At 39.8% G+C, this 13,040-nt stretch carries 10 protein-coding genes; 7 read left to right on the forward strand and 3 right to left on the reverse strand.

What is annotated here, in order from left to right:
• Positions 1-2 precede the first annotated feature (2 nt).
• The 7 genes from proC to H9565_RS06885 all read left to right on the forward strand — a co-directional run bounded on the left by proC (position 3) and on the right by H9565_RS06885 (position 6,259).
• Positions 3-818 carry a pyrroline-5-carboxylate reductase gene (gene proC, locus H9565_RS06855; RefSeq protein WP_215438470.1) on the forward strand — a complete coding sequence of 272 codons (816 nt, stop codon included), beginning with the start codon at positions 3-5 and terminating at the stop codon, positions 816-818.
• Positions 811-1,596, forward strand: coding sequence for a glutamate 5-kinase (gene proB / locus H9565_RS06860; RefSeq protein ID WP_215438471.1), 786 nt, complete (start codon positions 811-813; stop codon positions 1,594-1,596). The genes proC and proB overlap by 8 nt, the downstream gene beginning before the upstream one ends.
• A complete protein-coding gene (locus H9565_RS06865) occupies positions 1,597-2,796 on the forward strand; it encodes a glutamate-5-semialdehyde dehydrogenase (RefSeq protein ID WP_215438472.1) in 1,200 nt (399 codons plus the stop codon). It abuts the gene before it with no gap.
• A 31-nt stretch (positions 2,797-2,827) separates the two neighbouring features.
• A complete protein-coding gene (gene ablB / locus H9565_RS06870) occupies positions 2,828-3,673 on the forward strand; it encodes a putative beta-lysine N-acetyltransferase (RefSeq protein WP_215438473.1) in 846 nt (281 codons plus the stop codon).
• Between the two features lie 292 nt (positions 3,674-3,965).
• Positions 3,966-4,262 (forward strand): hypothetical protein, encoded by a 297-nt coding sequence (locus H9565_RS06875; RefSeq protein ID WP_215438474.1) that lies wholly within the window; start codon positions 3,966-3,968, stop codon positions 4,260-4,262.
• A gap of 56 nt (positions 4,263-4,318) precedes the next feature.
• Positions 4,319-4,954, forward strand: coding sequence for a SanA/YdcF family protein (locus H9565_RS06880; protein ID WP_215438475.1), 636 nt, complete (start codon positions 4,319-4,321; stop codon positions 4,952-4,954).
• Between the two features lie 51 nt (positions 4,955-5,005).
• Positions 5,006-6,259 (forward strand): NRAMP family divalent metal transporter, encoded by a 1,254-nt coding sequence (locus H9565_RS06885; RefSeq protein ID WP_215438476.1) that lies wholly within the window; start codon positions 5,006-5,008, stop codon positions 6,257-6,259.
• Positions 6,260-6,274: 15 nt separating this feature from the next.
• Here H9565_RS06885 and H9565_RS06890 read toward each other — a convergent pair whose 3' ends face one another.
• From H9565_RS06890 to H9565_RS06900, 3 genes are read right to left on the reverse strand one after another with little or no spacing between them, the layout of a single operon-like run.
• Entirely contained in the window at positions 6,275-8,212 is a 1,938-nt protein-coding gene (locus H9565_RS06890; RefSeq protein WP_215438477.1) for an OmpA family protein, read from the reverse strand.
• Between the two features lie 9 nt (positions 8,213-8,221).
• A complete protein-coding gene (locus H9565_RS06895) occupies positions 8,222-9,205 on the reverse strand; it encodes a PorP/SprF family type IX secretion system membrane protein (RefSeq protein WP_215438478.1) in 984 nt (327 codons plus the stop codon).
• Between the two features lie 8 nt (positions 9,206-9,213).
• On the reverse strand, positions 9,214-12,918 hold the full coding sequence (locus tag H9565_RS06900) for an Ig-like domain-containing protein (protein WP_215438479.1): 3,705 nt from the start codon (positions 12,916-12,918) through the stop codon (positions 9,214-9,216).
• Positions 12,919-13,040: the final 122 nt, after the last annotated feature.

Raw genomic sequence — 13,040 nt, forward strand, 5'->3', positions numbered from 1 at the left:
TCATGAAAGTACTAGTAATCGGAGCCGGAAATATGGGATTGACCTATGCAGAAGGCATGTCTAAATCTAAATTGCTCAAAAAAAAGAACATTATGGTATTGGACAGTTCCGAAGAGAAACTGAAAGAACTGAATGAAATAGCGCATTTTGACGCTTTTAAAACCTTAGAGGAATGTGTACCGCAAGCGGATATTATTTTCATTGCCGTAAAGCCGTACCATGCCACAAAATTGTTCGAGACCATAAAGCCTATGGTCAATTCGGAACAGATTTTAATCTCCATCATGGCAGGTATTACCATAGAAACCATGAAAGAGCAATCCGGCTTAAGTAAGATTGTACGCGCCATGCCCAACTTGCCGGCCAAAATTGGAAAAGGACTTACCTCCTACACCTCTTCAAGCGAGGTTTCACGAATTGAACTTTTAACCGTAGAAAGTCTCTTGGACACTACGGGCAAATCTATCCGTGTAAGCGATGAGAACTTTATTGATGCCTCTACCGGAATTTCCGGAAGTGGCCCTGCCTATGTGTTCTATTTTATGCAGAGTATGATGGAGGCGGCGCTACAAATGGGCTTTTCCAAAAAAGTATCCACTGTTTTGGTGAGCGAAACCTTTACGGGCGCCATTGAACTTTTTAACCAGAACAACCTAAGTCCTAATTCTTGGATGGACCGCGTAGCTAGTAAAGGTGGCACAACGCAGGCCGCTCTAGATTCTATGGATGACAATAATGTAAGTGAACTTATAAAAGAAGCGGCATTCGCGGCTTTTGACCGTGCTGTTGAACTTGGTAAAGAAGAACATTATGCATAAGGAACTTATAGTAATAAAAGTTGGCACCAACGTAATGACCAATAAGGACAACCGTATTGTACGGCCGGTCTTGCGCAGGTTGGTAGAACAGATTGCGGAACTCTATGAGCGGGGCATTATTACCATTTTGGTTTCGTCCGGATCGGTAATTGCCGGAAAGGAAGTTTTGGGCAATTCCAGTATTGAGAACGATACGCAAAGACGACAGGTATATTCCGCCATTGGCCAGCCTAGAATGATGCGGTTGTACTACAACATATTCCATGATTACGGTATGAAATGTGCTCAAGTACTTCCCACCAAACGCGATTTTAGTCCAGGTGTACACCGCCAGAATATGATTAAATGTTGCGAAGGATTGCTTTCGGAAGGGGTAATACCTATTGCCAATGAAGATGATGCTGTGTCCGTTACCATGTCCATGTTTTCAGATAACGATGAGTTGGCCAGTTTGATAGCTCAACTAATGAATGCCGATAAACTTATTATCCTAACCGATATTGACGGACTTTACACGGGGCACCCAAATGCTGATGACAGTGACCTTATTTCACATGTAGGACCAGAGGACGATTTCAACAAATACATAAAAGACAGTAATAAAGCTGCTGGCGAAGGACGCGGCGGTATGGGGTCCAAACTGGATTACGCCCAACAAGCGGCAGCCAATAGCATACCTACTTATATTGCTAACGGTAAAAAAGACCGTACGATAATAGATATTATAGACGGAAAAGATGTGGGCACTAGAGTTGCCCTAGAAAAACAAGAAGCATAAATGAAACTACTTACAACAGATATAAAGAACAACGTATTGGATTCTATGGTCCGTATTCTGAACGAAAACCGGACAGAATTGCTCCAAGCCAATACAAAGGACTTAGACCTTTTTAATAAAGATGACCAGGCACTCTATGAGCGTCTGATAGTTGATGACAAAAAAATTGACGAGATGATCGCTGCCGTAAACAAGGTGCGCTCGCAAGAAGATCCAGTTGGCAAAGAAATTTCAACTCAGGATTTACCTAACGGACTTCACGTAACCAATAAAACGGCTCCATTTGGCACCATTATGATCATTTACGAATCCCGACCGGACGTAACCATCGAAGCTGCCGTTCTTGCTTTTAAAGCGAACAATACCATCCTGCTAAAAGGAGGTAAAGAAGCGTTGCACAGCAATACGGTCCTTGTTGATTTTTGGCATCGGGCACTAGAGGAAAACAATTTACCCACGGATTATATTCAACTATTGAACATGAACCGTAAAGAAACCCAAGCCTTTTTAAAAAATCCTGAACAAAAGTTAGACTTAATTGTACCCAGAGGTGGTGAAAAATTGATTGCTTTTGTAAAAGAACATGCCAAATGTGCTGTTCTAGTAAGCGGGAGAGGCAATAATTTTCTATATGTTGATGAAAATGCGGATTGGGAGATGAGCCTGAAAGTAATATTGAATGCAAAGACCGCAAAGATATCTGCATGTAACGCATTGGATAAGATTTTGATTCATACTGATATTGAGGATTACTCGCAGAAAATGGTGGACTTGGCAAATATTCTCAAAACCAATGGTGTAAGTCTTTTGGTTGATGAAGATGCCAAAAAGGTTCTAAAGGACGAACCTCTAATTCCCGACCCATCCGTTTGGAAAGAAGAGTTTCTAGCCATGAAATGTTGTATAGGTACGGTCAACAAAACAGATGAGGCCATAGCAACCATAAACGAGCATTCCGGCGGGCATTCGGCCACAATTATGACCACAAACAAGGATACGGCCCAGCATTTTATGGAACAGGTAGATTGTGCTGCGGTCTACCAAAATGCTTCCACTCGCTTCACGGATGGCGGCCAAATGGGCGTTGGGGCCGAGTTGGCCATTAGCACGGACAAATTGCATCACCGTGGGCCTTTGGGATTAAATGAACTTGTAACCAACAAGTACTACATTTTTGGCGAAGGTCAGATCAGAGCGTAAATACAATAAAAAACACAAATCAAATAGATAAATGTTCGATACCCTAGAGAAAATTAATGGGGCCACCTTACAACATGGTCGCGCACATAATCGCGTATACCTTATGGATACGGAACAGTACAACTGGGATTTGCTAATAGAGAACATGAAAACCATAGCGCATAAAAAGGAATACGATAAAATTCTGAGTCGAGTTCCAGAAGAGGCTATTGATGTTTTTAAATCTAAGGGATATACTGTAGAGGCTAAAATACCTAAACTATACAACGGAGAGCAAGCCGGTTATTTTTTAGCCGATTACCTCAGTACCGAACGTGCCAACAGCCCTAGTCAGGTAAAGAAAACCATTACTTCGGTAAAGACAATTGCTCTCGCGGCCAATAGTTCTTCGGAAGATGCGTTCTTTGCTTTGCCTGATCATCTTGAGATACGTAAACTTGGTGAAAAAGATTTACCGTCTATCATTCGTTTGCACGAAATGGCATTTCAGTCCTATCCGTTTCCCATTCATGATCCAGAGTATCTAAAGCAGCTACTACATGAAAACCATGAATTTTATGGCCTCTTTGAAAATGATGCTCTTTTGGTTTCCGCTATCCTAAAAATTCAGGAGAATGAATCTAGCGTAGAAATCATGGATTTTGCCACACATCCCAATTATAACGGGCAAAATCTGAACTACTATTTAGTTCAAGAGATTAAGCAACGTGTTTCAAGCAACAAGTACAAAACTTTATACGCTTTGGTTCGTGCTACCTCATATGGTCTAAACATTACCTTTAGTAAACACGGTTTTATTCTTGGTGGTACCTTGATGAACAATACTGTAATTAGGGGAAACTTAGAAAGTATGAATGTTTGGTATTGTAATTTATAGACTCCGTTAGTCTTTAAATAATTGTAACAGGCCGACTTAAAATTGATTAAGTCGGCCTCTCTAATTTTAGAAAATATGACACCCTAGCTCTGCTCCATGAATTCTAAAATAATAGTCTCGTCAAAATACATTATTCCTAAATACCACATACTATAATAAACAAAATCCTACCACTCATCGAAATAATCAATGTAACTCATAATTTTTAACGTTATCCTCTATACCTCGAAATCATAATATTAACAATATTAGGCTAAGATTAGTTTTAGCCTTCATCTTAATTTATAGCAATATGGCCTCGAACTCTACACAAACATCAATCAATTTACTACACCCCAAATTTGAGCACCCAACGGAAAAGTTGATTGCAAAGCTTCAACAAATAAAACTCAGGTTTCAATCTAATTATTATGGTAATTCCGATGGCAGAAAGTATGAGACAGCCCGTAATTTTAATATTAAATTGAGCAACATTATTTTTGAGGCAAATACATTGGCCTCAAAGCTAGATTTAATTCCCAAAAGAGGGTATCTAAGCATACAATCGGAAATTCAACAACTAGAAAAGGATTTGAACGAGCTTATTTAAAAGAAAGCGCTCCTAGGCTTTCTTTTGCCTATATTTATATCATACTTAATATCTATATGAGAAAAAGGCTCTACAAAATTGGTGGATTACTTATTATAGTCCTTTTTCTCTTTATCCTGTTATGTGACTACATAATAAGTTCATCTGCAGAAGGTAAGACCTTTTCGGATTCAAATGAAATCACGAAAAACAGGGTGGGGTTGGTACTAGGAACTTCTAAAAAATTGATTGGAGGTCTTCCCAACCCGTACTATACTTACCGCATAAAAGCTACGGTTGAGCTTTATAATGCCCAAAAAATTGACTTTGTATTGGTAAGCGGCGATAACGGTACTCGCTATTACAACGAACCCAATACGTTCAAAAAAGATTTAATGGCTAATGGAATACCTCCTGAAAAAATATTTCTGGACTTTGCCGGATTTAGAACTTTGGATTCCATGGTTCGTGCCAAAGAAGTATTCGGATTAGACAACGTTACTGTTATATCTCAAGAATTCCACAACCAAAGAGCCATTTACTTGGCCGAGAAAAAGGGGTTAAAGGCTATTGGCTACAACGCAACAGGCATTAGTGGCAAAGAAGGTCTAAAGGTTCAGCTACGGGAATATTTAGCGCGAGTTAAGGTATTTCTAGATTTACTTTTCAACACACAACCCAAGTTTTTTGGCGAACGTGTTGAAATAAAATAAACCTCCCTTTCGTTTAAAAAACCTATTTTGGTTGCCTAAATTCATTTTAAGGTGTCAAAATTAAAAGTGCTTCTAAACAACCTCGGACCCGGACTACTTTTCGCCAGTATGGCAATAGGAACATCTCACTTGGTTCTTTCTACAAAAGCTGGCGCCCAATACGGATGGGTAATGGCGATTCCTATCATCTTGGCCAACATTTTTAAATATCCATTTTTTGAGTTTGGGGTGCGCTACACCAATGTTACAGGAAAAACGCTTACGGAAGGTTACCTCAACCGAGGTAGAGGTTATTTGTGGTTTTATGCCATTATTAACCTAATAACCACTTTTACCATTCTAGCAGCCTTATATACGGTAACCGCTGGGTTGTTCATTAATCTTTTTCAGATATCTGAAACTTACATTAATTATATATCTCTTGCCCTTTTTGCTTTTATAAGTCTCCTACTTATTATTGGCAAATATAGATTTATGGAGATATCCCTAAAGTTTGTGGTCTCCATTTTATTCCTTGCCCTTTTGGTCACAACCATTGTTGTTCTGCTGAAAGGCCCCGTAATACCGGTTTCAGACTTTACCTCACCACCAATTTTTGATAGCACGGGAATTCTTTTTCTAATTAGTTTAATGGGGTGGATGCCCACTACAGTAGAGGCTTCTAGCTGGGTAAGCCTATGGAGTGTAGAAAAATGGAAGACCCAACCCAAACCTTCCTTAAGGGAATCTCTACAGGAATTTAAGGTGGGGTATTTTACAACATCGTTATTGGCAATTTTCTTTCTGATAATCGGATGTATGACCCTCTATGGTACCAACACTGCGTTAAGCGGAAATGCAGTAACCTTCGCGGATCAAATCGTACAATTATTCACCACCCACATTGGACCATGGGCCTATATTCTAATTGCCATATCTGCCTTCGCAACCATGTTCAGTACATGTATGACGGCACATGACGCCTTGGCCAGGGTTAGCCTAGATATAATAGACCTGCTATTTTCTAACTTGAAATTGTCTGGAAATAAACGGATTTTCGCATTTGGCGTACTTGCCTTGGCATGTGTAAACTTTACCGTTGTAAGCGTCTTTAAATCCAACATGGGGCAATTAGTGGCCTTGGCAACTTTTGTTTCCTTTGTTGTAGCACCTATTGTAGGGTATATGAATTTAAAAAATGTAATGAGCGAAGAAATACCGGAAGCCAACAAACCGAATAAACCATTGCAACTACTGACCTACTTAGGTATTCTCTTTCTATCGCTCTTTTCCGTATACTACTTTTATATTGTAGTCTTCAATTAACCGTAGTAACCAAGCTTACTTACTTAGTTCCTCATAATTCTCGATAACAAATAGCGTTCTAAGGTTTTGCTTATGTAAAAAGTCCAAACAGTACACGCCATTTGTACAGTTATTGGTAATTTTTTCCTCGCCATAACCAACGGCCTTGGTAATGTTTTCATTTGGCACTCCGTTCGCCAATAAATAAGCTTTTATTGCTGCAGAACGTTTTTCAGATATACGTTTGTTAGAACTGCTACCTCCTCTACTATCCGTATGGGTCTCAATTGAAATTTTAAGTTTAGGGAATTTTTTTATGGCATCTACTACCTTGTCCAATTCCGGTGTCATGGCCAAGGTTACATTACTCTTGCCTGTCTCAAAATAGAAATTATTCAGGCTTAGCACATTCTTTCCTTCTTTCTCCCTAACAATATCCTCTAAAGAGACCAATTGTATTTGAGATGGCGCCTTCTGTAATTCTTCTAATTCCTTTGGATTGTATTTCTCTTTAAATGTTGAATAACCATCTTTGGAAATCTCCATGGAAACCACATCTGTATAGGGTATCTCTACTTGATAGGCCCCATTGGCATTAGTAACCAGTTGACTGAGTACAGCACCATCCTTATCAAAAACCGTTACGCCCACATTAGCTATAGGGGTATCGTAGGGAGGTTTCACTACCGTACCCTTAAATATAAGTGTGCGTGGCCCTGGTTTACTTGCTATCTTGAAGCCATAAATATCATCATTACCTTTACCTCCTGGTCTATTAGACGAAAAATATCCCATTAGCTCATGTCCTTCGCTTGGGCGAATAATAAAGCCAAATTCATCATATTTCGTATTGATTCCTTCTCCTAGATTTACAGGAATACTCAAGGTATTATCTGGCTGAATATTGCTTCGGTATACATCCATACCGCCAAGTCCATAAAAAACATCGGAAGAAAAGAAGAGACTATTATCGTAGACAAAAGGAGCAATTTCATTTCCAGGAGTATTGACTCTAGGCCCCATATTGATGGGTTCGGACATAACCTGACCGTTATTGGTTACAACATAATAAAGGTCGGTTCCCCCATAACTATCATCAAAATTTGCCGCAAAATATAATCTTTCGCTTGCCGCATCATAGAAAGGATAGTAAAAAGAGGTACTTAAGTCTTTTAGCAAAAACCGAAAAAGTCCGCCTTCATAGGCCATACCAATTGCCAGTGCATTTTTTCCTTTCTCATCAAACGAAAGTTGTTTTCCGTTAGCGTTGGAAAGCACATAGTACGTTCCTCCTGTAATACTGGAGTAATAAGGTGTAGATTTGTGAAAAGGGGAATCTGGCACGCCTTTGTATACATTTACATTGCTGATGTTTCCACCCTTTTCTATATCGGCCTCATAAATATCCAAGTACGACTCCCCAGATGGCCCATAAATTCGTTTTGATTTGTTCTTTCTACCACTACTAAACAGCAACTTGTCTTCGTGAAAAGCAGGTGAAAAATCGGAAAATTCACTATTACCGTTCAATGTAAAAATAAAGAACCCTGCAGACTCCGTTTCTTTGTTATCCTGTAGTAAATAATTGAAGTCCGCATTTTCTACCAATTCACTTTCAAGAACATTGCTTTTGGACTTCAAAAAGGCCTTTACTCTTTCTTGTTCCGAGATTTTAGCCAAGCTCTGCAACATCTTGTTAAACCGATGTGCAGACATGATAGTATCGTTCTTATTAATATCTAAATATAATTTAGATGCTTTATTATATTCTCCCGTTTTAAAATAGGAATCGGCCAAATTCAAGAGCTGATGGTTGGTAATGAACTTACCCTCTTGCATTTGTTTGTTATATTCTAAAATAGCATCTTCATACGCATAACTATAAAAATACTTATCGCCCTTAGATGTCATTTCTTGACCGAACGATGGTGCCACGGTCAACGTAAAAAGTAATATGAAGATTTTGAATTTCATAGTCTAATATTAGAAAAATCTTGGCGTATCTATTTGTTTTGGTTTTCCTTTTAAGCTCTTGTTGCCTCCTCCGGAACCATCACCTTTACCCAAGAAGAACTTAAGAATAACTTCATGGGAACCACTACTAAACTCTCCTAGTGGGTTTGTGTTGTAATCATAAGAATAACCAATAAAGCTACCACTCGTAATCTGAAAGCCAACTAAACCGCTAACGGCACTCCCCAAACGATAGGATGCGCCCATTGTAAACCGATCATTAAACAAAAAGTTAGCACTAAGATTGGTGTTCAATGGAGCTCCGTTAATATAATTCAATAAAAAAGCGGGTTTGAACTTTAATGTTTCCGAAACATCAAAAACGTACCCCCCAATAAAATTGAATTGCATTTTATCCTCTATAATCGTGGCGACATCATCATTATAGATTCCATCAGTTAAAAAATTGGGAATAGACGCTCCTAAATACCAAATATCATCTTCATACAAGAAGAAACCAGCCCCAATAGTCGGGTAGAATTTTGAAATGGTCTCACGCCCTAAAATAGGTTCTCCGGGGTTTTCGAACGTACCCTTTGAAAAATCTACGTTTAAGAATGAACCACCGGCATCCATACCAAAAGAAAGCTTTGCTTTATCCGATACATTAAATTGATAGGAATAAGCCAACTCTACATATGTCTGAGTTGATGGCCCCAATTGGTCGCTTATAATATTGAACCCCATGCCTGTTCTTTCATTGGCAAATGGTATGTTGGTACCTAAGCGAATCGTACGGGGAGACCCATCTACATCTAACCATTGAGCCCTATAGGCAGCTGCTATTTCAGGATTCTGAACCGATCCCACATAACCAGGGTTGAAGCTACCAATATTGTACATATACTGCGTATACTGTGGTTCTTTTTGGGCAAAACCGTTTGCCGAAATGAACAATACACCTATAGCAAAGCAGATGTAACCGTAAAAGGATTTTAATGTTCTATACTGCATTATCCAAATTATCTTATGAGCTGTATCCAGCCTTTTTTAGTGGTATTGGTATCAAAACCTTCTACTTCTTCTTGTAAGGTTAAATTCAAAACGTAGAAGTAAGTACCGTCTGGGGCCTCTTTACCTTCCCACATTCCGTCCCAAATAATTTCCTCGGTCATCTGATCGCCCTCGAAAACCACTTTTCCATATCTATTGAAAATTTTAATATCGTAAACAAGATCTACCGGGGTTGAATTGAAAGTACCATCCTCATTTCTCTGATACTTATTGATTTTTAATTCATCATTTACACCGTCATTATTTGGCGAAAATTGATTAAAAATCAATCCAAGATCTAAATCGGATTTTCTTGAGACCCTAACACGTACCGAATCAATATTATTCTCGTACTTGCCTTCACTATCTACAGGTGAAGACCTTATTATTTCTGCTTGATTAGTAAATTCTCCTTCTAAAGGAACCAAAACCCTTATTTCCAGAGTAGCCACCTCCCTATGTATAAGTTCAGGAATAGTCCACAAACCGGTTTGAAGACTATATTCTCCTTTATCAGCTACATGGTCTATATAATCAAAGCCACTTTCGCTTTCCTCGGCAATGACATCTAAAACTTGAATACCGGAAACTGCATCAATTTCGGACTCATTGGTAACCTTTATAGTAAAAACAACCTCCTCGCCAATTAAAGGGTTTACTTCACTTAGATTATTTTTTATACTGAAAGCATCCTCCGGGTCAACTATTCTTGCAAACTTTTCCAATACCAAATCAATGCCCTCGGGCAAATCAATATTTAAAGTCACCTCTGAGCTGTCATTATCCGGATTTTCATCAACGGGAAAAGACTGCAACAATTCGGCAACATTAGTATATGGTCCGCCATCTAGAACATCAACAGTTATACTTAAAGTTACCGTTCCATTAGCCGGAATCTCGGCAATTGTCCATTCACCAGTAGCTACTATGTAACTTCCTTCTGTAGCCGTATGTGATTTATACTCAAAGCCGGTTTCTAGCATTTCACCAATAGTAACATTTCTCGCTACCCTATCAGACAAATTATTTACCGCTATGGAAAAAATAACCTCATCTCCCGCTATGGCTTCGGCCTTATCAACCGTTTTTACAACCTGAAGATCTATTGGTGTAGGATCGCAATTTCCATTATTGATATCGGGATCACAAGCATCTAGAGGATTGGTACCGTCTGCCTCCTCTTGACCATCGGTAATTCCATCTCCGTCCGTATCACAAAGTCCGTTGGAGTTATCCGGAATACAGGCATTATTGTTGGCTGGATCTAACTGATCAACAACACCATCTAAATCCGAATCCAAAACATTAGAATCCAACGCATCTATAATACCATCACCATCTTCATCTAAAGGGTTATCAAAATCATCACCCACTTCGTCCCCGTCGTTTATTCCATCATCATCCGAATCCGGATTGTTTGGATCGGTTCCCAAAGTAGATTCTAATCCACCCAACAACCCGTCTCCATCGTCATCCGTATCACAACTGCTCACTGAAATTGTAAGCTCCGCTGTTTCATTTTCGCAAGGCGCCTGCGCTCCCGTGGTTGTATATTCAAAAACATATGTACCATTGGGCAAACCTTGAAAATCTACTACATTTTCTTCATTTATAGCAGGAGTAGCCGGACCAGAGGCCCATGCCCATGTACCCGCACTTGCTGCTTCCGAGAAAGTAGTATCTAAATCCAATGTGGTTGTTCCAAAGTTGGAATCATTACAAGAAGATGCGTCCTCTGGAGCTCCTGCGGTAACAGGAGGAAAAATAACCGCCTCAACCTGTACCCTTGGCGATGATTTACACCCATTGGCTTCTGCTTCCACATAATAGGTAGTTGTACTTGCTAAATTGTTAACGGCAAAACTAGCTCCTGTACCCACTGGTGAACCACCCGTAGCACGTGTAAACCAATTAATTGTAGCGTTTTGGGTTGCCGTAGCCCTAAGCACCACCCTTCCCGGACCACATCTACTGTCGCCCGCTGAACTTGTAATTTCCGGTGTTTCACTCTGAGCCAGCGTTAATGTTAACAAAGGGCTGGCGCAATCGTTTACCGCATCGTAATAAAATCCATAATATGTACCTGGCAAAGGATCATTTAGCCTGTTATTAGGAACAAAGCTACCCGTGGGGTCCGCATCATCGGTTGCCCAACGCAATACGGTACCGTTAGGCCCACTATTAGGCGCATAATCGTTTAGACCAGTGGTTATGTCATCACAAAAAGTTCTCTGTATACTCGTATCTAGAACCGGAGCTGCGTTTCCAGCGGTACAAGGGTCACAATCATCAACATTTATAGTTACCGATATAGAATCATTAGTACAAGGTGCCTCAGCACCTGTTGTTGTAAACGTATAAACATAAGCGCCTGCAGGCTGCCCTCTAAAGTTAACTTGATTATTGGCTCCCGTAGGATTAACCGTTGCTGGTCCTGAAGTATAGGTCCATGTACCTGCATCGTTACCTGTAATTAATGAATTTAATGGAATACGAGTTGGCCCAAAATCATCATTGGCATTATTACATGCGTTTGACGGAGTAGTTACCGTGCCTACGGACGGTGGTGTGTTAAAAGTTATGGTGACAGGGCTACTGGCCGTAAAACAAGAATTATCATCTGCCCAATAAACGGCATGATAAGTTCCCGTGGCAGTTATATTAGGGCTAGGTAATAGAGCACCTACTGTAGTTGGATTTGCATCATTACTCCATCGTAACGAACTACCCGCTGGAGCACTATTTGCACCTCCGGTTACATACGTATTTAAATTAACAGTAGCAGTAGGAGGGTTACAAACCGCATTTGCCCTTCCATTTATGGTTGGCGGGGTATCTCCTGCCGCACAATCATTATCAATAATTGTTACCGTGCGTTGCGCTACAGGCATTTGAGTGTACGAAAATTGGGTATTGTTACTTGGATTCCCGAGTGTTAAGATTATAGTTTCGTTGGCTTCAGGGTCTGTATCAGGGGTAGGGTCTACAACTATTGTCTGCGGGGCATTCCCGCCATTAGGAAAAACCAATTGACCACTTGCAGGACCAGGAGCCGTATAATCCGTACCGTATGTTGCTGTACCTTGATTTGCTCCCGCCGCATTAAAATTATAGGGAACGGTAACGGCCGCTCCTGTGGCATTTACCTTATCAAGAGAAAGCGTATAGGTTGCGGTAGCCGCACCATCTTCAGCCAATGTAGCGGGCGTTCTACTCAAGGTAAAAGTACCTGTATCATTGTCCGCAATAGTAAAATTGACACTGTTCTCCGTAGCACTAATTGCAGCCCCATTAGTTGCACTTGCAATAGAAACAACAATGGTCTCGTCCAACTCAATTAAATTATCATCGTTTATGTTGACTTCAAAGGTTCTTTCCTTAAAAATATTATTTAAAGTAAAAGATGTAGTAAGTGCCTGAAAATCTGCACCACTAGTGGCGTTACCTCCAACATTTATAGTTATAACATTAGGAAGCAGATTATTACCTGTTCTAGTCACTGTATAGGAACCTACTGAACCATTTTCAGAAGGCTGTACAGCTGTACGAGTAATTGATATCACTTGAGCATTAGCTCCAAAGCCAACACCAAAAAATAAAAGCAACAATAGAACGATTTTGCCATGTGCTCTCAAACTACGGGCAAAGCGAGCTTTTTTCTTTTTCAATTTCATAACTGTCCTTTGAACAAAAATTCAATTCACAGCAAATAAAGTAGGTCCTGGCTAAATGGGCATCAATATTACTAAAAAAATCATCCACAACCGTAAATTTGGGGTTAAATCAAGGTTTAATG

Origin of the sequence: Zobellia russellii (genome assembly GCF_018728565.1) — a bacterium.
In the GTDB taxonomy this organism is placed as follows: Bacteria; Bacteroidota; Bacteroidia; order Flavobacteriales; family Flavobacteriaceae; genus Zobellia; species Zobellia russellii.

Coding starts and splice junctions, on each gene's coding strand:
- H9565_RS06875 (WP_215438474.1), top strand. CDS start 3,966: ATGGCCTCGAACTCTACACAAACATCAATCAATTTACTACACCCCAAA.
- ablB (WP_215438473.1), top strand. CDS start 2,828: ATGTTCGATACCCTAGAGAAAATTAATGGGGCCACCTTACAACATGGT.
- proC (WP_215438470.1), top strand. CDS start 3: ATGAAAGTACTAGTAATCGGAGCCGGAAATATGGGATTGACCTATGCA.
- H9565_RS06865 (WP_215438472.1), top strand. CDS start 1,597: ATGAAACTACTTACAACAGATATAAAGAACAACGTATTGGATTCTATG.
- H9565_RS06900 (WP_215438479.1), bottom strand. CDS start 12,918: ATGAAATTGAAAAAGAAAAAAGCTCGCTTTGCCCGTAGTTTGAGAGCA.
- H9565_RS06880 (WP_215438475.1), top strand. CDS start 4,319: ATGAGAAAAAGGCTCTACAAAATTGGTGGATTACTTATTATAGTCCTT.
- H9565_RS06895 (WP_215438478.1), bottom strand. CDS start 9,205: ATGCAGTATAGAACATTAAAATCCTTTTACGGTTACATCTGCTTTGCT.
- H9565_RS06890 (WP_215438477.1), bottom strand. CDS start 8,212: ATGAAATTCAAAATCTTCATATTACTTTTTACGTTGACCGTGGCACCA.
- proB (WP_215438471.1), top strand. CDS start 811: ATGCATAAGGAACTTATAGTAATAAAAGTTGGCACCAACGTAATGACC.